The organism is Pseudarthrobacter sp. NPDC092202 (assembly GCF_044755505.1).
Classification (GTDB): domain Bacteria; phylum Actinomycetota; class Actinomycetes; order Actinomycetales; family Micrococcaceae; genus Arthrobacter.
Window position 1 is genome coordinate 1 of sequence record NZ_JBIVRG010000026.1, and the last position, 19,330, is coordinate 19,330.

Sequence of the window (19,330 nt, forward strand, 5' to 3'; positions counted from 1 at the left end):
GTCACGGGTCACATCCCCAAGCAGCTCACCCAGCGAGGCACTATCAGCCCTCTGGTGCGCCTCACTCGGAGCGGGTTCCGGAATAGAACTACTCATCACAGCCCGCCAGACTGGCCATCCCTGGAACGGTCCCGGGTGAGGGGATCGCCTGCCATGGGATCGTCGGCCAGGTCGCGGTCGCCCAGCGGATCACTGGCGATCCGGTTACCGGACCACGGTTCTTCCACCAGCTGCGGGCTGTCCAGGGGACTGGCGGGACGCGTGGGGTCGGCGTAGCTGCTCCCTGGCGCGCCGCCGTCGTACCCTGCCGTTGTGGTGGCCGGCCCGGGAAGCTGCACCGGGGGCGGAGGAACCGTGCCGCCTGCCGGCACATAGGACTCTGTGTACCGGTCGCCGTACGGCGTTCCGGAGTACAGGCCCGCGGTGCTTGTGGTGCCGCTGGGGGATGAAGATTCCGGTGCCCCGGCCGTGAGGCCGCGGGTAAGCCTGCCCGCCAGGACGCCTGCACCCGCTGCAAGCAGCAGGAAGGTGCCGGGATTGTTGCGGGCATACCGCTGTACTTCGCCGAGAAGGTCGCCAGGCTGCCTGTTCTCCAGCCAGGACGCCATTGAAGAGGTGCGCTCTGCAGCCTGCCGGACCAGGTCGCTGGCCATGCCCTGCTGGTCCGGGGCGGTGGCCATGCTGTGCAGCTGGCTGGAGATATTGCGCATGCCCTCCGCGGCCTTCTGCTGCTGCGTTCCGGCCTGGCTGGTCAGGCCCGACTTCGCCTGGTGCAGGAGATCCTGCGCGCTGGACTTCGCCTCGGACGCCACATGCGCGGCTTCTTCCTTGGCGGTCTGTGCAACGTTCTGGGCAGAGCCCTTTGCCGTGCGGGCAACGTCTGCTGCTTCTTCCTTTGCCGCATCCTTGCGGGACGTCCCGGTGCTGTCGCCGGGCTGGACCGCCCCGTATTGGGGAGTGGCGGCTGACGGGAATGTGGCAGCGGACCGCTCACCCGGAATTCCTGTAGAGGCCGGCGGAGCCGTCGTGGCGGGATCCTCGGGCCATTGGTTCTCTGTCATCTTCGCTCTCTCTTTCCAAGAAGGCCGGTTGTTGATCAAGAACCAGCAGTACTGGCCGTAAAATAATAAGCATGATTACTAATAAAAGGTAAGTACCCTTGCTAAGCGAGTTATAAACGGTTCCAGCAGAGTCAGCCGGAAAGGCGCAGGCCGGTCCGGTCACATCAAGTGGAAAGTGGTGGGTAATTTGGAAACAGCTCCATGGGTTTGGGTGGTAGTCGGCGTCATTGTGGTGGTGCTGGTTGTGCTGCTGTTGCTGGCGGGGGGACGGCGCAGGAAGGCTGTCCAGCAGAAGCGCGACGACGAGCACCGGGCTAAGGCAGCGGAAATCCGCCGCGAGGCCGAGATGAAGGATCTTGACGCCCGGGAGCGCGAAGCGAAAGCTACGCGTGCCAGGGCTGATGCGGAACAGGCCCAGGTGGATGCGGCCAGGTTGCGCCAGCAGGCAGACCAGCAGGCCATGGAGGCCAAGGCGCTCCGTGACGATGTGAACGAGCGGGCACGCAAGGCGGACGAGCTGGACCCTGACGTCAACGGCGACCGCAGCGGCGAGGTCCACCCCGACCGCCGCGGCGAGGTCCACCCCGACCGCCGCGGCGAGGTCCACCCGGACCGCCGCGACCGCGGCAACCGCGAGCGCGCTGGCCACGAAGGTGTGGGAGGCGGCGCTGCTGAGGCAGGCCGCGGCACTGTTGGCCGTGATGATACCCGCGACCGTGGAGGTGTCGCCCAGGCTGGAGACCGCGGCGTTGCCCGCCACGACGGCGTTCGCGACGATGCCGGGCACACTGGCCTTCACGACGATGCGGCGCACAATGGCGCCCCGGGAGATCCTGCGCACGACGGCGTCCGGGACGATGCGGCGCGGAGGGACCGTACGGCGCGTGGGGACATCGCCGATGAGGGGATCAATCCTGCCGACGGCAGCCGCCGTGACCGGAAGGATCCGCACTCGGGCATCTAGTCCACAGGCGGTGCCGGTTTCCTTGGCTTGAGCACGGGGGAGGGGGTTACTCCTTCCCCCGTTCCCATGCCCTGGAGGACGGCCCGGACGGCGTCGGTAGATGGTATCGCCGGCTCCCAGCAGAGGATTCGGCGGGCCCGGCCGGTGTCCATGATGGGAGCGCCGGCTGCCATGTCCACCCATCCGGAGTCGGTGGGCTGGAGCCGCAGCCGCCACGTCAGGCCGACGATCCTGTGAAGCAGCCCCATGGGAATGGGCAGGATCCTCCTGGCGCCCACAATGCGGGCGATTTCCTGCGGCGTCAGGACCGGCTCTGCCGCAATATTGAAGGCCCCCGAAGCCCGCTGGTCGATAACGCGCCAGTAGGCATCCGCCACATCATCGGCGTGCACCGCCTGGAAAACCAAGCCGTCCGGGGCGGGAAGCAGCGGAATCCGGAGCTTCCCCGGCAGCAGCCGTGGAATGGCCCGCCCCAGGAAATACCGTCCAATCTCGCTTCCAGCATCGGACTGGAAAATCAGGCCTGGCCGGAGCCTTGCCACCGAGATCCCTGGTTCCGCCGCCATGAACGCGTCCAGGGCTTCTTCCTGCTCCGCCTTGTGCCGGCTGTAGTGGGAGCCCGGCATGCCGTGGACCGGCCATGATTCGTCACGTCTTTGATCTTTGGATGCCTTGCTGTAGGCGCCGACCGACGAGGCGCAGACCACCTGTTTCACTCCTGCCCTGGCCGCTGCCGCCAGCACGTTCCTGGTGCCGGTCACATTGGTGCGGTACAGCTGTTCCAGGTCCCGGTTGGGTTGGATCTGCCAGGCCAGGTGAACCACGGAATCCACGCCTTCCAAGGCGGCGTCAAGCAGGGGCCGGTCGCTCTCCAGGCCCACGTCCAGGGTGTGCCACTCAACGCCGGAATAGGGTTCCCGGCCCGTGTCAGGGCGGCGCCTGCTGATCCCCGTCAGCTTGAAGCTTCCGGGCTTTGCGGCCAGCTCGGCCTGCAACCTGCGGAGGAGTGCTGTTCCGGCATTTCCGCTGGCACCGGTGATGGCGATGTGCATGGCAAGGACTCCTTGGCTGGGCTTCCCGGTACGGCTGACACACCGAGCCTATATCCGGGCAGCATTGTTTTATAAGCAACCTTATGATTTCCTACTTCTAAGTCTTGCCGCAGGCTTTCGGACCCCTACCCGAGGGAACCAACGACAATGCCCGAAAACTTTCCCGCGCTTGCCGTGGATACAATGCCCGTCCGCCAGACCCCGCCAGAAATACCGGGAAACAGCCCTTCCGGTACCAAAGCGGGACGGCTGCGCCAAACCTTCGAAAACGATCTGGTCCTGGGCTACCTGGACCTGGCTGAGGCCCTTGCCGCCCGGTTTGAAGCCCGCGGACGCGAACGTGCGGACCTGAACCAGGTTGCCTACCTTGGACTGGTGAAGGCCGCCCGCGGCTTCGACCAGTCCAAGGGCGAGAGCTTTCCCGCCTACGCAGCCCCCACCATCACAGGGGAGCTGAAGCGGTATCTTCGTGACCGCACGTGGGTGGTCCGCCCCCCACGGCACATCCAGGACCTGCGCACCCGGATGCTCCGGACGGAACCGGAGCTCACCCAGTCGCTGGGCAGGAGTCCCAGCGTTGCCGAGCTGGCCGGGGCCCTCGGTGAAGATCCTGCCGCCGTGCAGGAGGCCATCTCGGCCTCGAGCAGCATGCACCCCGACTCCCTGGATGCTGTCAGCCCGCACTCCGACGCGCCGTCCATTGGCGAGGTGCTGGCATGCCCCGAGACGCCGCTTGAACGCTTGGAAGAGCTGGCCTGCCTGCGTGATGCCATCCAGGACCTGGACCCTGCAGACCGGGAACTCCTGTACCGCCGCTACTTCTGCGAGGAAACCCAAGTGCAGCTGGGAAAGCGGCTGGGCATGTCCCAAATGCAGGTCTCGCGCCGGCTTGCCCGCGTGCTGGTGGCTCTCCAGCGCAGGCTGGAAGACAGTGCCATCCCGGGAGCGGGGGACGAGACGCAAGCGAACACTGCCCGGGGAAATGCAGGCCATGGGGCCCGCATGGCACCGATGCCCGGCGCGTCCTTGCATACCGCCCATGGACTGGGCAATCCTGCCACGTCCGGCAGGAGCGCTGCCCGCAGGGGCACTGCACGGGCGGGGACAAGGTAGCCGCCAGGCTCGCTGGAATCCTGGGTCGCCGCTCCCGGATCCAGTGCGCGTGCATCCCGCAGCCCGCACCCATGGCACGGGAAATCCGCCGCTCCTGAACCGGGCGAACCGACACCTCCACAAGACCGCAGGAAGACCGCCAACAGGCAGGGATAGGCCTATCTTGCCTGTTCAGCGCCGTGGACGAACAACCCACTGAAAGCCGGGAAAATCATTTAGCCCTGTTTAGGAGCAGCAGCAGAGGGGAACAGGGAACACATGGGAAGCACCGAAACATCCAGGCTCAGGGCTGTCCTGTTCGACCGGGACGGGACCCTGGTGGTCGATGTGCCGTACAACGGGGACCCGGACCTTGTCCGGCCGATGCCCGGCGCCAAAGCGGTCCTCGATGCCCTGCGCTCTGATGGAATCGCCACCGGCGTGGTCAGCAACCAGTCGGGCATCGCCCGGGGCATGATCACTGCCGACGACGTCGCCAGGGTAAATGCCAGGGTTGAGGAACTGCTTGGCCCCTTTGACGTGTGGGAAGTCTGTCCCCATGCGGAGCAGGACGGCTGCCTGTGCCGAAAGCCCGCACCGGGGATGGTCCACAGCGCCTGCCGGAAGCTCGGTGTCACGGAGTCCGAGGCGGCACTGATCGGCGACATCGGCGCCGATGTCAGGGCTGCGGAGGCAGCGGGCGCTACCGGCGTCCTGGTCCCCACCCCTGTCACGCTTGCGGCGGAAGTGGCTGACGCCCCGCTGGTGGCGCAGGACCTGGCCGGCGCCGTGCGCCTGCTGCAGGAGCGGCGGTAATGGGCCGCGTCCTGGTGGCGCGCCTGGACAGCATGGGCGATGTCCTCCTGGCCGGGCCCGCTGTCCGGGCCGTGGCGAACGGCCGGACGCCGGACGGCAGCGGTGCCAACCACGTGGTGATGCTGTGCGGCAGGCAAGGCGAGGCTGCCGCGGGCCTGCTGCCCGGGGTAGCGGAGGTCTACAGCTGGGACAGCCCCTGGATCATGAATCCCGCACCGAAAATGACCGGCCCGCACGCTGACAGGCTCATCGAATACGTCCGGAACTCCAGGATTACCGAAGCCGTCATCCTGACCTCATTCCACCAGTCCCCGCTGCCGCTGGCACTGCTGCTCCGGTTGGCCGGCGTCGAACGGATCACCGGGGCGTCCACTGATTACGCCGGGTCCCTGCTGGATGTCCGGCTCAAGCCGGGGGAAGACTTCCCGGAAGACCAGCCCGAGGCGGAACGGGCGCTGGGCATCGCGGAGGCGGCAGGGTTCCGGCTGCCCGCGGGCGACGACGGCAAGCTCCGGGTGGCATCCATCCCCGACGTCCGCGACCTGGTGGGGCAGGAACCCTACGTGGTGGTGCACCCCGGCGCGGCCGTGCCCGCAAGGGCCTGGCCCCCGCTGCACCACGCGGCCGCCGTCGAACTCCTCCAGGGTGCGGGGCACCGGGTGGTGGTCACCGGCGGACCGAATGAAACCTCCCTCACCGCAACCGTTGCCGGACCCTCGGCACTGGACCTTGGCGGGCGCACTGACCTGCACACGATGGCCGGCGTCATGGCAGGAGCCGGTGCAGTCATCACCGGCAACACCGGTCCCGCGCACCTCGCGGCCGCTGTCGGCACTCCCGTTGCCTGCCTGTTTTCCCCCGTGGTCCCGGCCATCCGCTGGGCACCCTACGGGGTTCCGCTGGAACTCCTCGGGGACCAGAACGCTCCCTGCCGGATGACCCGCGCCCGCGGCTGCCCGGTTCCGGGACACCCCTGCCTGGACTCCGTTTCGCCTGAGGAAGTGGTGGCGGCAGTGGAACGCCTGATGGGCGGAGTGAGCTCCTTCAGTACCCACGTCAGCACCCGTAGAAAGGCCCGCAACAGATGAGAATCCTGCTCTGGCATGTCCACGGTTCCTGGACGGACGCCTTCGTGCGCGGACGTCATGAATACCTGCTCCCTCTCCTGCCCGCCGGTGGGCCCTGGGGCCTTGGCCGTGCCGGCAGGGACTGGCCCGCATCGGTGCGGGAGGTGGACCTGGCGGCGCTGGACGCGGACGCCGTCGACGCCGTCGTGCTGCAACGCCCGGAAGAAGTTGCTGAAGTCGAGCGCGTGCTGGGCCGCCGGCCCGGGATTGACCTGCCGGCGGTGTACGTGGAGCACAACACCCCGAAGGGCGATTTCCCCTTCACACGGCACCCGCTCGCGGACCAGTCAGCCATCCCCCTGGTGCACGTCACCCACTTCAACCGGCTCGCCTGGGACAACGGGTCTGCGGTTTCGGTGGTGATCGAGCATGGAATACCGGATCCCGGGCAGCTCTATACGGGCGAACGGGCGGAGCTGGGCGTGGTCATCAATGAACCTGTCCGCCGCGGGCGTGTGACGGGAACTGACCTGTTGCCGGCCTTCGCCTCCGTGGCGCCGCTGCAGGTCTTCGGCATGAAGACGGACGGCCTGGCTGCCGCCACAGGCATTGACTCCTCCCGGGTGACGTCCCGAGGCGACCTCAAGACCCAGGAACTGCACCGCGAACTGGCACGGTGCCGCGTCTACGTGCACCCGATGCGCTGGACCTCACTGGGCCTGTCCCTCCTGGAAGCCATGCACCTGGGGATGCCGGTGGTTGCCCTGGCAAGCACCGAAGCACCGCGGGCCGTGCCGCCGGAAGCGGGTGCCGTGTCCGCTGACATCGACGAGCTGGTCCGCTGTGCGCGGCGGCTGGTGGACAATCCGGAGGAAGCACGACGACGGGGAGCCGCCGCGCGTGAAGCGGCACTGGAACGGTACGGGCTGGGGAAGTTCCAGGACCGCTGGGATGAGCTGCTGGGGGACCTGGCCGGCCGGCCCAGGCGCATACAGACCGCCGGCAACACCGGCCTGGACGAGCGGATCCTTGTTCCGGCGCGAGAGAGGAAGACCCCATGAGAATCTCGATGATTTCAGAACACGCCAGCCCTTTGGCGGCCTTGGGCGGGGTGGACGCCGGCGGACAAAACGTGCACGTTGCGGCATTGTCGGAGGCCCTGGCCAAACGCGGCCACCACGTCACCGTCTACACCCGCAGGGACGCAACGGAGCTTCCGGCCAGGGTGCGGGTGGGACGGCGCCTGGACGTGGTCCATGTGGATGCAGGGCCGGCCCGCCATGTTCCGAAGGACGAGCTCCTGCCCTTCATGGGTGAGCTCGCCGACGGCGTAGCCAGGGATTGGAGCCAGCGGCCGCCGGACGTGGTGCACGGCCACTTCTGGATGTCAGGCCTGGCCGCCCTGGACGCGGCCCGGCGCCCCGAGTCCGGGTACCGGGTGCCTGTCATCCAGACCTTCCACGCGCTGGGGACCGTCAAGCGCAGGCACCAGGGCGCCGAGGACACCAGCCCGGGCGAACGCCGCTGGCTCGAACCGGGTGTGGGCAGGTCCGCGGACAGGATTATCGCCACCTGCTCGGACGAGGTTTTCGAGCTCAAGGCCATGGGCATCGACACCGGCAAGATTTCCATTGCCCCCTGCGGCGTGGACCTGGATTTCTTCTCGGCTGACGGTCCCGTGGCGGCAAGGACGGCGAGGCACCGGATCCTCTCGGTGGGCCGCCTGGTGCCGCGCAAGGGAGTGGACCTGGTGATCCGGGCACTGCCTTACCTGCGCGAGGCAGGGTTCGACGGCGTCGAGCTGCTGATCGTGGGCGGCGGCGGGGATTCCGGGGTTCTTGACGCGGATCCGGAGGTGCGCCGCCTGCTGGGCCTTGCCGCCGAACTCGGGGTGGCGGACCAGGTGCGGCTGCAAGGACAGGTCTCCCGCAGCGAGATGCCCGGAATCTTCCGCAGCGCCGACGCCGTGGTGTGCGCCCCTTGGTACGAGCCCTTTGGCATTGTCCCGCTGGAAGCCATGGCCTGCGGCGTCCCAGTGGTGGCTGCCGCCGTCGGTGGTCTCCGCGACACAGTGGTGGACCACGGAACCGGGCTGCACGTGCCGCCCCGCGACCCGGAAGCCATCGCCTCCGCCCTGGCCATGCTGCTCGATAATCCTGCACTGCGGACGGAGCTTGGCAACGCGGGCAAGGTGCGCGCCCGCACCCGGTACTCCTGGGACCGGGTGGCCGCCGAAACCGAAAAGGCCTACCAGCTCGCTGTGGCAGGAGCTCCTGCCGGCGTTTCCCCGATGGAAGGAGCGGCGCTGTGACTCCGGAATGGTCCCTTCGTGACGCCGGGCTGCGTACCCTGGCCGCCCCTGCGGCCCTGCCGCCCGTCCTGCCCGGTTCCGGGTTTGTGGACCCGGCAACCGCAGATATCGTCCAGACCCACCTGGACAACGTAGTGCCGGCGCTGGATTCGCTGCGGCGCCAGTCCGGCCGCCTGGCCGCCTGGGGAGTGGAGCTTGCGCAGCGCCTGCTGCGCGGGCAGCGCCTCCTGGCCGCAGGGAACGGCGGTTCAGCTGCGGAGGCACAGCATCTCACCGCCGAGCTGGTGGGCAGGTTCGACGGCGAGCGCGTCCCGTTCTCTGCCATCTCGCTGCACGCCGAGTCCTCGGCCGTCACAGCTATCGCCAACGACTATGGGTACGACGACGTATTTGCGCGCCAGGTGCGTGCGCACGGCCGCTCCGGTGACGTGCTGATGCTGCTTTCCACCAGCGGGAAGAGCCCCAACCTGCTGCGGGCAGCGGAGGTGGCCGCCCGACTCAACATCACCACCTGGGCGCTCACCGGCGCCGGCCCCAACCCCTTGTCCGAGGCCTGTGACGAGGCAGTGATGATCGATGCCCTTAACGCCAATGCGCAGGAGGGGCACCTGATCGCCCTGCATGCCATGTGCCGCGCGTTTGACCTGGAGGTGGGACGCCGCGGCGTTCCCGACGCCGGCCTGCCGGGGCGGGGAGGCCGGGCATGAGGATCGTCGTGGTGGGCGACGTGATGCTGGACGTGGACCTGTCCGGGGAAGCCACCCGGCTCAGCCCCGACGCGCCTGTTCCCGTGGTGGACGTCTCCGGGGTCAAACGGCGCGCAGGCGGTGCCGGCCTGGTGGCGCGGATGCTGGCGGAGGACGGCTGGCCCGTCACCCTGGTGACGGTCCTGGGCGATGACGACGCCGGCCGGCAGCTTGAAGCGCACCTCGCCGGGGTACGGCTTGTGTCCGGCCCCAGCGGCCATCCCTCTCCGGTCAAGACCCGGGTCAGGGCGGGATCGCACCCGGTGGTGCGCTTTGACCAAGGCTGCGGCAAGGCGCCTGTTCCGGAAGCCAGCCCGGCCATGCTCCGTGCGGTTGAGCAGGCAGGCGTGATCATCGTGGCCGACTACGGCAGGGGCCTGGCGGAGAATCCGCAGCTCAGGGACCTCCTGGCCCGGCTCGCCGGCAGCGTACCCATCATCTGGGATCCGCATCCTTCGGGACCACAGCCGGTCCCGGGCGTGGCCGTGGTGACGCCCAACCTTGCCGAGGCCAGCAAGGCGGCGGGGGCCTACGCCAACCTCCGGGACCCAGCGACGCAGGACCCAAGGACACAGGACCCGGCAGTCCAGGCTGGCCGGATCCTGATGGAGCAGTGGCAGAGCCGCGCCGTGCTGGTCACCAAGGGGGAGCAGGGGGCAGTCCTGCTGCAACAGGGCAGCGGCTCGGCGCAGGCAGTGCCGGCGCCACGGGTGGAAGCGGGCGATCCCTGCGGTGCGGGTGACAGGCTTGCGGCCAGCCTGGCAGTGCACCTCCTGGCAGGCCGCGAGCTTGGGGAGGCAGCCAGGCTGGCAGTCCATGACGCCGCGGACTTCCTGGCCAGCGGGGGAGTGTCCGCGCTGCCGGACCCGGCGGGCTCCACTGCAGCCGCCCCGAAGCCGCCGAACCAGGCAGCCGGCAGGTTCCGTACCAGCGAACCGCTGCTGTTGGCCCGCGCGGTGCGGGACAACGGGGGCACAGTCGTGGCCACAGGTGGCTGCTTCGACCTGCTGCACGCCGGCCACGTCCGGTCCCTCGCCGCGGCACGCGAACTGGGCGACTGCCTGATCGTCTGCCTCAACTCGGATGACTCTGTCCGCCGGCTCAAGGGGCCGGAGCGTCCCATTATTAGCCAACAGGACAGGGCAGAACTGCTGCTGGCCATGGAGTGCGTGGACGCGGTGATGGTTTTTGATGAGGACACCCCGGAAGCCGCCCTGGAACGCCTTCGCCCGGACATCTGGATCAAGGGCGGGGACTACAAGGGTGCCCGCCTGCCGGAGGCGGACCTTGTGGAGAAATGGGGAGGCCGCTGCCTTACCGTCCCCTACCATCCTGCCCGTTCCACCACCGGCCTGGCCGATGCCCTTGCCAAGGTGAGCTGACCGCGGCCCTGCCGCACGTCTTTGTATTCCCACTGATTTGTATTCCCACCGAAAGGAACACCATGACTGCAGAAGTTAATGCGCCTGGAACCACCACCCCCGGCCGCGTGCTCGTCACCGGAGGTGCCTCCGGACTGGGGGCCGCCGTCGTCGACGCCGTCCTTAAGGCAGGCGGCACCCCGGTGGTGCTGGACCGCGACATCAGCAATGTCTCCGCCGTGAAGGCCTTCGAAGTGGACGTCGCGGACCGCGCGGCAGTGGAGGCTGCCGTCAAGGAAGCTGCCGAATCACTGGGTGGCCTGGAGGCCGTGGTCACCGCCGCGGGCATTGACCGCTGCGGGAAACTGGCGGACGTCGAAGCCACTGAATGGGAAAAGGTGATCGGGGTAAACCTCATGGGCACCGTCTCGGTGGTCCGGGCAGCCCTGCCCTACCTCAAGGCCAGCCACGGCCGGGTAGTGACTGTCGCTTCCACCCTGGGCAAGCGGGCCGTAGCCGATGCCACCGCCTACTGCGCCTCCAAGTTCGGCGTGGTGGGATTCAGCCACGCGCTCGCAGCGGAAACCGGCGGTGAAATCGGCGTGACCACCATGATCCCCGGCGGCATGAAGACCCGGTTCTTCGACGACCGCACGGAGCAGTACAAGCCGCAGGACGATTCCCGCCTGAACGATCCCGCCAACACGGCCCAGGCAATCCTCTTTGCCCTGTCACAGCCCACCGGATGCGAGGTCCGCGAAATGCTGATCTGCCACGAGGAAGAGGGCTCCTGGCCCTAAACGCCACAGGCCACCAGACCGGAAAACCGACGGGAGGAACACCATGCCCACCACTGCCACTGAAACACCCACAGACACCGAAACAGCAGACCGCGCCGGGATCACCATCCGCAACCCTCGTAACGGTGAGGTCCTCTGGACCGTGCCCGAAGCCCAGCCCGATGCAGTGACCCGCGCCGTTGAGGTTGCCCGGAGCGCCGCGGCGGACTGGGCTTCCACGGCCCCGGCAGAGCGGGGAGCCGCACTCCGTAACGCCGCACGGGCGCTCGACGCGGCCGCCCGGGAACTGGCCGGATTGAACGCCAGCGAAACGGGACGGCCGGTGGAAGAGTCGCTCGCGGGGATCGCGGCCGGGGTTTCCACCTTGGAACAGTATGCCGAGCTTGGCCCTGTCCATCGCGGCCTCAGCCTGCGCGGCAATCAGCTGGCCTCGGACTACACGGTGGTGGAACCGCGCGGAGTCGCTGCGCTTCTTACCCCGTGGAACGATCCCGTGGCGGTGGCCTGCGGGCTGATCGGCGCGGCACTGGTTACCGGCAACACGGTGGTCCACAAGCCCAGCGAGCGCTGCCCGCGCCTGGGTGAGGCGTTGGGGGAGGTGCTGTCCGCGGCCTTCCCGGCCGGCGTGTTCCAGACGGTCACCGGCGGGGCGGGCGTGGGTGCACTCCTTGCCCAATCCGGGGCGGACGTCATCGCCCACGTCGGATCCAGTGCGGCCGGCGCCAATATTGCGCGGGCCGGCGCCATGACCGGAGCGCATGTCATCCGGGAGAACGGTGGCAATGATCCCCTGCTGGTGGACCGGGACGTCGATCCCGTCTGGGCAGCGGGGCAGGCCGCCATGGGCGCCTTCAGCAACAGCGGCCAGATCTGCGTGGCGGTTGAACGGATCTATGTCCATGAAGCCATCGCCGGGGAGTTTTGCGCTGCGCTTGAGGCGGAGGCGGCACTCCGGAACGGCAACGGCACGGTGGCCCCGCTGGTGGACGAGCGCATGCGGGATGCCGTCCACGCCCACGTCACCGACGCGCTGGAAAAGGGAGCACACGCGCTCGAGGGCGGCTCACTCCCGGACGGGCCGGGCGCGTTCTACCCCGCAACGGTCCTGACCGGATGCACGGACAGCATGGAAGTCATGACGGAGGAGACTTTCGGGCCGGTGGCCCCGGTCCAGGTGGTGAAAACGTTCGACGACGGCCTGCGGCTGGCATGCAGCGGCAAGTACGGCCTCGCCGCCACGGTGCTGTCCGGCAACATCGCCCACATCCAGCAGGCGGTGGCCGCCCTCCCGGTGGGCACCGTGAAAATCAACGAGGTGTTCGGCGGTGCCCCCGGCGGTGCTGCCCAGCCGCGTGGCATCAGCGGCGCCGGCTTCGGGTACGGCCCCGAACTGCTGGATGAGTTCAGCCGGGTCAAAGTGGTGCACATTGCGGCGCCGCCCGAAGCGGCCCAGAAGGACCGGCCATGAGCACCACGCCAGAGACAGCGGACCTCTCGCAGCAGCGCGCCCTCGCGGAGTGGCTGCCGGGGCGTCTGGCCGCCGAACAGCCGGCCATCCTGGTGCTGGGCGACGTCATGCTGGACGGCTGGTGGAGCGGCAGCATTGAGCGGCTGTGCCGAGAGGCCCCCGCACCGGTGGTGGACGTGCAGAACCGCGAGTCTGTGCCGGGCGGGGCCGCGAACACCGCCATGAACCTGGCCGCCCTGGGGGCCCGGGTCTCCGTTGCGGGCATCATTGGAACCGACGACGCCGGCGTGGACCTCCGCAACCAGCTGGTGGCGGCCGGGATCGACGTCACCTACCTGCTGGACCACCCGGACATGGTCACCACCACCAAGATCCGCATCAGCAGCGGCGGCCAGGTAATGCTTCGCATCGATGACTCAGCCAAGTCCGTGCCCGCCGAAGCGCTGGCCGAGCTTGCGGCGTCGGTGCGTTCCGCCGTCGAACACCAGCAGGCGGTGATGGTGTGCGACTACGGCACCGGCGTGCTGGCTGACCCTGTCCGCCGGGGCCTGGTGGACGCCCTCGCGGGCAGGGACCGCGGGGAGCCCGGCGTGCGGCCGCTGCTGGTGGTGGACTCCCACGATCCCCGCCCGTGGGCGCCGCTCCGCCCGGACCTGGTAACCCCTAATGCGCAGGAAACGGCGCGGATGCTGGACCTCCGGCTCCCGGAAGGACAGGAGAGGGTGGCGGAGGTAAGCCGGCACGCGGACGCGCTGCTGGAGGCAACGGGTGCGGGGGCTGTGGTGGTCACCCTGGACCGTGACGGTACCGTGCTGCTGAGGCCCGACGGCGTGACGCACCGGACGTGGGCACGCCCGGCTGCCGAGAAACAGGCCTCGGGAGCCGGTGACACCTTCGTGGCCGCACTGACCCTGGCCCGGGCGGCTGGCCTGCCCCTTACGGCAAGCCTGGACCTGGCACAGTCAGCCGCCGACGTCGTGGTGCACCAGCCGGGCACATCGGTCTGCAGCACGGCGCAGCTCAGCCGCTACCTGAAAGCGTTCGCGGACACGGCGCTGGAGGCCAGCGAGCTCGAACGGCAGCTGGAGCTGCACCGCGCGCAGGACCAGCGCATCGTCCTGACCAACGGCTGCTTCGACGTCCTGCACAGTGGCCACACCCGCTACCTGAACCAGGCCAAGCAGCTGGGGGACATCCTGGTGGTGGCGCTCAACAGTGACGAATCCGTGCGGCGGCTCAAGGGCGCAGGCCGCCCCATCAATGCGGTGGCGGACCGGGCCGCCGTGGTGGCGGCGCTGAGCTGCGTGGACTACGTGACGGTCTTTGATACGCCCACCGCGGCGCCGCTGATCCGCCAGTTGCGGCCGGAGGTCTACGCCAAGGGCGGGGACTACACCCCCGAGATGCTGGCCGAAACCCCGGCCGTGGAGGAATACGGCGGCCGCGTTGCCATCCTGGATTACGTGGCGGACCGTTCCACCACCGCCGTGGTCAACAAGATCCGCGACGGCGAGGGGGCTGTGCAGACCAACTAGGGTTGAGAGCTGGACTGGTTGGTTTGAGTGAAGCGGGGCATGGGTAATGGCGAAACGCGGGAAGCCGGGAGGCCGCGGCAGCCGTCCCACGGCGGGTGTGGTGGAGGTTCCCCGGGGAACCCGGCCGGACGGCCCGGTTGAGGGCGTCTACTACATCGACACCGGAGACTGCGAACTGATTGCGGACCAGGACAACTCCACCGGCTGGCTCCTGAAAATCAACGGCGTCATGAGCTCCCATATCGACCTCGCCGACCCGCTCTTCCTGGACTTTGAATACATGCGGTGGATGGCAGCCCTCATCGAGTCGCGCTGGCCGCCGTCGGGGGCGTCATCCGGACCGAAGCTTCGCGGCCTGCACCTGGGCGGCGGAGCCTGCTCGCTGGCGCGGTACTTCCACGCCGCCTACCCGGACGCGCGGCAAGTGGTGGTGGAGCTGGACGGCAAGCTGGCCGAATACGTCCGCGGCTGGTTCGACCTCCCCAAGGCGCCCCTGCTGCGGCTCCGCGTGGGGGAGGCCCGCGACGTGACCGAGACCCTGACGGCGGACACCCGGGACTTCATCATCAGGGACGTGTTTGCCGGGGCTGTCACCCCCCGTCCCCTGACCACAGAGGAATTCACCCGGCACGCCAAGCGCGTCCTGGCGCCCGGCGGAATCTACGTGGTGAACTCGGGTGACGCGCCGGACCTCAAGAACGCCCGGGAGGACGCCGCGACCATTGCGGCGTCCTTCAAGCACACCGTGATCATCGCCGACCCCGCCATGCTGAAGGGCCGCCGCTACGGCAACATGGTGATGGCCGGCAGCGATACTCCGTTCGGCGACGACCCCAAGCTCCACCGGCGGCTCCTGGGCGGGGCTGTCCCTGCACACCTGTGGGACGACGCCCAGGTCCGGGCATTCGCGGCGGGGGCACCTGTGCGGCACGATCCGCCCGCAACCCCATCGGTTGCTCCGTAACTGCCGTTCCCAACCAGGGAAACGACCATCACGGAGCAGCCGGCGGGGTCTTTCCACGGCCCAGCAGCCACTCCCGGTGCTCGGCCATCTGTTCCCGCAGTGCCTGCACCACCGCCGCCACGGCCGGGCGCCGCAGCGAATCCGGCCGGAGCACCATCCAGTAGGGCAGCAGTTCCGCGATCTCGGCCGGCAGCAGGCGGACCAGGTCAGGGTGGAGGTCGCCCATGAAGCAGGGCAGGAAACCGATCCCCGCGCCGGCGCGCGTTGCCTCCACGTGGACAAAGACATTGGTGGAGGTGAGGCCGTCCCGCATGGCCGGCACCAGCCTGCGGGGCGCGTCCAGGTCATCCACCTGCAGCATCGAATCCACGAAATAGACCAGCGGATGGTCATTGAGCTCCGCCACCGTGGCCGGCGTACCGTGTTCGGCCAGGTAGGCGCGCGAGGCGTACATTCCCAGCATGTATTCACCCAGCCGCATGGCCTCGGCCCGGTGCACCTGCGGTTCGCCCACCACCACCTCGATGTCCAGCCCGGACCTCTGCTGCAGAGCACGCCGCGTCATGGTCACCACCTCAACGCTCAGCCCGGGGTGGTCCCGCCGCAGCCGCGCCACCGCGGGTGCGGCGATGTAGGCGCTGAAGCCGTCAGTTGCAGTCATGCGTACGACGCCGGTAATCGGGTCGGGTGCCCGTCCGGCGGGCCCCAGGGCGCCCACCACCGCCTCGACCTGTTCAGCGGCCTGGACCGCCTGCGCTCCGAGGTCGGTCAGCTCCCATCCGCCGGGAGCGCGTGCCAGGACCCTTCCACCGAGTGCCTTCTCCAGGGAGGCGATCCGGCGTGAGACGGTGGTGTGGTTAAGGCCCAGCGCCTGCGCCGCGGCCGTAAATTTGGCGGTGCGGGACACCGCCAGGAGTACCAGCAGGTCATCCGGATTGACGTTCATATCTGCAATTCTGCACACAGCACGTGCTGCATTGGCTATTGAAGGCGCATGTCCGTGCAGTAAGACTCAGTGGAGCCACTAGTGCTGGAGGCCACAGCACGTGTCGCCGTGGACACGGAGGAGAAACCCATGAGCGCTGACCAGCGCCCGGCAGATAGCACTGCCGGACCTGCCCCGGTCGACGCTGCGCTGCGTGAGCGACCGGTAATTCTGTTAGAAAGCCCGAGGGGACTGCCATGGAAAACACTTTGAACGGCCGCAAGGCACTGATTACCGGGGGAGCGGGCGGGATCGGCGCTGCCAGCGCGCGGGCCCTCGCCGCCAGGGGTGCCAAGGTGGTGATCGCGGACGTCGACGCTGCCGCGGCGGAAGCACTTGCGGACGAAGTGGGAGGCACCACCTGGGCCGTTGACCTGCTGGACGTGGACTCGCTCGCAACCCTGAGCCTCGACTGCGACATCCTGGTGAACAACGCCGGGATCCAGCGCATCAGTCCCATCCAGGACTTCGAGCCGGCCGATTTCCGCCGGCTGGTCACCCTGATGCTGGAGGCGCCGTTCCTGTTGATCCGGGCTGCGTTGCCGCACATGTATGCGAACAATTTCGGCAGGATCATCAACCTCTCCTCGGTGCACGGGATCCGGGCTTCTCCCTTCAAGAGCGCCTACGTTTCCGCCAAGCACGGCCTGGAGGGGCTGAGCAAGGTGACGGCGCTGGAGGGCGGGGAGCACGGCGTTACCTCCAACTGCATCAACCCCGGATATGTGCGCACGCCGCTGGTGGAGTCGCAGATCGCGGACCAGGCCAAGGTGCACGGGATCCCGGAGTCCGAGGTCCTGGCCAAAATCATGCTGACCGAGTCTGCCGTCAAGAGGTTGGTGGAGCCGGAAGAAGTGGCCTCACTGGTTGCCTGGCTCGCGTCGGACCACGCGGGCATGGTGACAGGCGCCAGCTACACGATGGATGGCGGCTGGTCGGCACGCTAGCCGCACGGCACCGCAGTTTTTGTCCAGATATGCAGGCTTCCGCGGGCGTCAGCCCTGCATATCTGGACAAAAACTTGAAGACAAGAACTCAATCCAGCTGCTTGATTTGCCGGTGGTCATAGAAGAACACGCCTTGGGCGGTATCCACGCCCACGGACGTCCCTTGCTGGAAAACCACCACCCCCTCGCGGCGGCCCTTGAACGGATCATCCGCCATCACGGCGTCACCAATTTTGTACGGTGAACGCGGGGCGAAGGGCTTCAGCATACGGTTCCATGTTTGGGCTGCAACGCTGGTCAAGCTGATGGGCCGGCCCATGCTCGACGGGTCCCGGACAACGGCTTTGGCCATAGGTACCAACTCCTCGGAAGCGGCACACGCCGCCCACTTACGGTGCAGGTTAACCGGAACGTTCCCAGCAGAGGGCGGCCCTCCCATTCCGGCTGGCACCTTACGTCAAAGCTAGGCGCTATTCACACCAGTCACACCAGTAACAGGTACTCGCTTTTGGCAGGCCGGCTACTTGCCCGTAGCCGCGACGCTCAGCGCCGGCCGTTGACGATGTCTTCCGCGTTCTCGAAGGCCCAGGCAACCAGCGGCACCAGGAGGGCGCTCAGCTCGTACCCGCGTTCGGTGAGGCTGTAATCCACCCGGGGCGGAATCACCGGCTGCGCGTCCCGGCGGACCAGGCCGTCCCGCTCCAGGGTCTTGAGGGTCTGTGCCAGCATTTTTTCGCTGATGCCCTCGGCCCGCCGCCGCAGGTCGCTCCACCGCTGCTCGCCCTCGGAAAGTGCAAGCAGGATCAATACTCCCCATTTGCTGGTGACGTGGTCCAGCACGGTCCGGCTGGGGCACCCGGCCGGGAAGACGCCGTCGGCAAGGTCAACGGGAAGCGGTGCTGCCTGGGGCGCGCCGGGATTGGTACTAACTTTCATGTCAGTACCTTACCTGAAAGTGCGTACTCTCTTTGGGGAAGTAATGGAAAAGCCTGGTGGTTGTGCTCCATGACAGACACCCTACGGAAGGAATTTTCATGAGCATGGTCATCACCGGAGCAACCGGCCAGCTGGGCCGCCACGTCGTCGAGGCCCTGCTGGAGCGCAGCGTCCCGGCCGGGGAGATTGTGGCCGCGGGGCGTTCAGCGGAAAAGCTGGCCGGCTTTGCCGCGCGCGGCGTTCAGGTCAAGGCAATGGACTATACGGATGCGTCCTCCGTGGCCGCGGTACTGAAAGGCGCCCGGAAAGTGCTGCTCATCTCGGGCAGCGAGGTTGGCCAGCGCGTGGAGCAGCACCGCACCGTGATCGAAGCCGCGAAGGCCGAAGGCGTGGAGCTGTTGGCCTACACCAGCATTGCCAACGCCGACAGCACGGGGATGAAGCTGGCGGCCGAGCACCAGGCCACGGAGGCCATCCTGCGGGACTCAGGGGTTCCCTTCGTTCTGCTGCGGAACGGCTGGTACCTGGAGAACTACACCGACCAGCTGCCGGGAACCCTGGCGCAGGGTGCCCTGGCCGGGAGCGCCGGCGACGGCAAGGTCAGCGGCGCCGCGCGTGCGGACTACGCCCACGCCGCCGCTGCCGTGCTCGTGGCTGGGGGCCAGGCGGGCAAGGTGTATGAACTGGGCGGTGACGAACCCTTCAGCATGGCGGACCTCGCAGCCCAAATCAGCGCGGCCACCGGAAAAACCATCACCTACAACGACCTGCCTGCAGATGACTACGCAAACCTGCTGGCCGGGGTGGGGGTCCCGGAGGCCTTCGCGGAGATCCTGGCCGACTCGGACCTGGGCATCGCCCGCGGGGACCTGCTGGTAAGCAGCGGAGACCTGCGCAGGCTGCTTGGACGGCCTGCCACCTCGCTGGCTGAGGCTGTGCGGGCGGCCGCTGCCGCCGTATAGCGGCGGAGCTTCTGCGTTTGGCACTGGGCGGAGGCCTCCGGCCGGCAGCCGGCAACTGCTGCTGGCCGGAGGCGCAGGGGAACCGCAGAATCCGCCGTGGGTTCTGATAACCATGGGCGGCGGTGGGGCCGGCGCACAAAAGGTGGTCCCGCCGTCGGCCGCCCCCCCCCTGTTGCCTCACGTCAATAGGTCCGGGAAGACTACTTCGTTGCCTCACTGGAAAAGGTCCGCTTCGGGTACGAGTTGAACCAGGTGTTGACCTT

Annotated in this window: 19 protein-coding genes; 14 read left to right on the forward strand and 5 right to left on the reverse strand. The window is 68.0% G+C overall.

The genetic code is table 11. The features are described 5' to 3' along the window. Positions 1-95: 95 nt before the first annotated feature. Positions 96-1,061, reverse strand: a complete 966-nt coding sequence (locus ACIQF4_RS20675; RefSeq protein ID WP_400517787.1) for a hypothetical protein — start codon at positions 1,059-1,061, stop codon at positions 96-98. A 187-nt stretch (positions 1,062-1,248) separates the two neighbouring features. On the opposite strand from ACIQF4_RS20675, the gene ACIQF4_RS20680 reads away from it, so the two are divergent. Beyond that, the gene (locus ACIQF4_RS20680) at positions 1,249-2,025 is read left to right on the forward strand and encodes a hypothetical protein (protein ID WP_400517788.1); all 777 of its coding nucleotides are present in this window, start codon (positions 1,249-1,251) and stop codon (positions 2,023-2,025) included. Here ACIQF4_RS20680 and ACIQF4_RS20685 read toward each other — a convergent pair. Next, entirely contained in the window at positions 2,022-3,077 is a 1,056-nt protein-coding gene (locus tag ACIQF4_RS20685) for an NAD-dependent epimerase/dehydratase family protein (protein WP_400517789.1), read from the reverse strand. The two genes, ACIQF4_RS20680 and ACIQF4_RS20685, sit on opposite strands and share 4 nt — an antisense overlap. Positions 3,078-3,224: 147 nt before the next feature. Here ACIQF4_RS20685 and ACIQF4_RS20690 point away from each other — a divergent pair, with 147 nt between their 5' ends. The 11 genes from ACIQF4_RS20690 to ACIQF4_RS20740 all read left to right on the forward strand — a co-directional run bounded on the left by ACIQF4_RS20690 (position 3,225) and on the right by ACIQF4_RS20740 (position 15,237). Then, complete coding sequence (locus ACIQF4_RS20690) at positions 3,225-4,190, forward strand: sigma-70 family RNA polymerase sigma factor (protein WP_400517790.1); 966 nt, start codon at positions 3,225-3,227, stop codon at positions 4,188-4,190. Positions 4,191-4,448: 258 nt separating this feature from the next. Then, positions 4,449-4,985: an HAD-IIIA family hydrolase gene (locus ACIQF4_RS20695; RefSeq protein WP_350001001.1), complete on the forward strand. Its 537-nt coding sequence runs from the start codon at positions 4,449-4,451 to the stop codon at positions 4,983-4,985. Further along, positions 4,985-6,073, forward strand: a complete 1,089-nt coding sequence (locus ACIQF4_RS20700; protein WP_400517791.1) for a glycosyltransferase family 9 protein — start codon at positions 4,985-4,987, stop codon at positions 6,071-6,073. Before ACIQF4_RS20695 ends, ACIQF4_RS20700 begins: the two co-directional genes overlap by 1 nt. Then, a complete protein-coding gene (locus ACIQF4_RS20705; RefSeq protein ID WP_400517792.1) occupies positions 6,070-7,113 on the forward strand; it encodes a glycosyltransferase in 1,044 nt (347 codons plus the stop codon). Before ACIQF4_RS20700 ends, ACIQF4_RS20705 begins: the two co-directional genes overlap by 4 nt. Further along, entirely contained in the window at positions 7,110-8,363 is a 1,254-nt protein-coding gene (locus tag ACIQF4_RS20710) for a glycosyltransferase (RefSeq protein ID WP_400517793.1), read from the forward strand. Before ACIQF4_RS20705 ends, ACIQF4_RS20710 begins: the two co-directional genes overlap by 4 nt. Beyond that, positions 8,360-9,070, forward strand: a complete 711-nt coding sequence (locus ACIQF4_RS20715) for an SIS domain-containing protein (protein WP_400517794.1) — start codon at positions 8,360-8,362, stop codon at positions 9,068-9,070. The genes ACIQF4_RS20710 and ACIQF4_RS20715 overlap by 4 nt, the downstream gene beginning before the upstream one ends. After that, on the forward strand, positions 9,067-10,491 hold the full coding sequence (locus tag ACIQF4_RS20720) for a PfkB family carbohydrate kinase (protein WP_400517795.1): 1,425 nt from the start codon (positions 9,067-9,069) through the stop codon (positions 10,489-10,491). The genes ACIQF4_RS20715 and ACIQF4_RS20720 overlap by 4 nt, the downstream gene beginning before the upstream one ends. A 62-nt stretch (positions 10,492-10,553) precedes the next feature. Next, positions 10,554-11,270: an SDR family oxidoreductase gene (locus ACIQF4_RS20725; protein WP_400517797.1), complete on the forward strand. Its 717-nt coding sequence runs from the start codon at positions 10,554-10,556 to the stop codon at positions 11,268-11,270. Positions 11,271-11,313: 43 nt separating this feature from the next. Further along, positions 11,314-12,738 carry an aldehyde dehydrogenase family protein gene (locus ACIQF4_RS20730; protein ID WP_400517798.1) on the forward strand — a complete coding sequence of 475 codons (1,425 nt, stop codon included), beginning with the start codon at positions 11,314-11,316 and terminating at the stop codon, positions 12,736-12,738. Beyond that, positions 12,735-14,273: a D-glycero-beta-D-manno-heptose 1-phosphate adenylyltransferase gene (rfaE2, locus tag ACIQF4_RS20735; protein WP_400517799.1), complete on the forward strand. Its 1,539-nt coding sequence runs from the start codon at positions 12,735-12,737 to the stop codon at positions 14,271-14,273. The genes ACIQF4_RS20730 and rfaE2 overlap by 4 nt, the downstream gene beginning before the upstream one ends. A 46-nt stretch (positions 14,274-14,319) precedes the next feature. Continuing rightward, positions 14,320-15,237 carry a spermidine synthase gene (locus ACIQF4_RS20740; RefSeq protein ID WP_400517801.1) on the forward strand — a complete coding sequence of 306 codons (918 nt, stop codon included), beginning with the start codon at positions 14,320-14,322 and terminating at the stop codon, positions 15,235-15,237. 28 nt (positions 15,238-15,265) lie between these two features. On the opposite strand, the gene ACIQF4_RS20745 is transcribed toward ACIQF4_RS20740, so the two are convergent. Beyond that, complete coding sequence (locus tag ACIQF4_RS20745; RefSeq protein WP_400517802.1) at positions 15,266-16,183, reverse strand: LysR family transcriptional regulator; 918 nt, start codon at positions 16,181-16,183, stop codon at positions 15,266-15,268. A gap of 236 nt (positions 16,184-16,419) precedes the next feature. On the opposite strand from ACIQF4_RS20745, the gene ACIQF4_RS20750 reads away from it, so the two are divergent. Beyond that, on the forward strand, positions 16,420-17,169 hold the full coding sequence (locus ACIQF4_RS20750) for a 3-hydroxybutyrate dehydrogenase (protein ID WP_400517803.1): 750 nt from the start codon (positions 16,420-16,422) through the stop codon (positions 17,167-17,169). 88 nt (positions 17,170-17,257) lie between these two features. Here the strand turns inward: ACIQF4_RS20750 and ACIQF4_RS20755 are convergent, their stop codons facing one another. Together ACIQF4_RS20755 and ACIQF4_RS20760 are read right to left on the reverse strand one after the other, a co-directional pair. Next, complete coding sequence (locus ACIQF4_RS20755; protein WP_400517804.1) at positions 17,258-17,521, reverse strand: hypothetical protein; 264 nt, start codon at positions 17,519-17,521, stop codon at positions 17,258-17,260. Between the two features lie 191 nt (positions 17,522-17,712). Next, a complete protein-coding gene (locus ACIQF4_RS20760; RefSeq protein ID WP_400517805.1) occupies positions 17,713-18,105 on the reverse strand; it encodes a winged helix-turn-helix transcriptional regulator in 393 nt (130 codons plus the stop codon). A gap of 98 nt (positions 18,106-18,203) precedes the next feature. On the opposite strand from ACIQF4_RS20760, the gene ACIQF4_RS20765 reads away from it, so the two are divergent. Next, positions 18,204-19,067, forward strand: a complete 864-nt coding sequence (locus tag ACIQF4_RS20765) for an SDR family oxidoreductase (RefSeq protein ID WP_400517806.1) — start codon at positions 18,204-18,206, stop codon at positions 19,065-19,067. Positions 19,068-19,330: the final 263 nt, after the last annotated feature.

Coding starts and splice junctions, on each gene's coding strand:
- ACIQF4_RS20760 (WP_400517805.1), bottom strand. CDS start 18,105: ATGAAAGTTAGTACCAATCCCGGCGCGCCCCAGGCAGCACCGCTTCCC.
- ACIQF4_RS20695 (WP_350001001.1), top strand. CDS start 4,449: ATGGGAAGCACCGAAACATCCAGGCTCAGGGCTGTCCTGTTCGACCGG.
- rfaE2 (WP_400517799.1), top strand. CDS start 12,735: ATGAGCACCACGCCAGAGACAGCGGACCTCTCGCAGCAGCGCGCCCTC.
- ACIQF4_RS20685 (WP_400517789.1), bottom strand. CDS start 3,077: ATGCACATCGCCATCACCGGTGCCAGCGGAAATGCCGGAACAGCACTC.
- ACIQF4_RS20720 (WP_400517795.1), top strand. CDS start 9,067: ATGAGGATCGTCGTGGTGGGCGACGTGATGCTGGACGTGGACCTGTCC.
- ACIQF4_RS20740 (WP_400517801.1), top strand. CDS start 14,320: ATGGCGAAACGCGGGAAGCCGGGAGGCCGCGGCAGCCGTCCCACGGCG.
- ACIQF4_RS20675 (WP_400517787.1), bottom strand. CDS start 1,061: ATGACAGAGAACCAATGGCCCGAGGATCCCGCCACGACGGCTCCGCCG.
- ACIQF4_RS20755 (WP_400517804.1), bottom strand. CDS start 17,521: ATGGCCAAAGCCGTTGTCCGGGACCCGTCGAGCATGGGCCGGCCCATC.
- ACIQF4_RS20745 (WP_400517802.1), bottom strand. CDS start 16,183: ATGAACGTCAATCCGGATGACCTGCTGGTACTCCTGGCGGTGTCCCGC.
- ACIQF4_RS20750 (WP_400517803.1), top strand. CDS start 16,420: ATGGAAAACACTTTGAACGGCCGCAAGGCACTGATTACCGGGGGAGCG.
- ACIQF4_RS20725 (WP_400517797.1), top strand. CDS start 10,554: ATGACTGCAGAAGTTAATGCGCCTGGAACCACCACCCCCGGCCGCGTG.
- ACIQF4_RS20730 (WP_400517798.1), top strand. CDS start 11,314: ATGCCCACCACTGCCACTGAAACACCCACAGACACCGAAACAGCAGAC.
- ACIQF4_RS20710 (WP_400517793.1), top strand. CDS start 7,110: ATGAGAATCTCGATGATTTCAGAACACGCCAGCCCTTTGGCGGCCTTG.
- ACIQF4_RS20705 (WP_400517792.1), top strand. CDS start 6,070: ATGAGAATCCTGCTCTGGCATGTCCACGGTTCCTGGACGGACGCCTTC.
- ACIQF4_RS20700 (WP_400517791.1), top strand. CDS start 4,985: ATGGGCCGCGTCCTGGTGGCGCGCCTGGACAGCATGGGCGATGTCCTC.
- ACIQF4_RS20690 (WP_400517790.1), top strand. CDS start 3,225: ATGCCCGAAAACTTTCCCGCGCTTGCCGTGGATACAATGCCCGTCCGC.
- ACIQF4_RS20765 (WP_400517806.1), top strand. CDS start 18,204: ATGAGCATGGTCATCACCGGAGCAACCGGCCAGCTGGGCCGCCACGTC.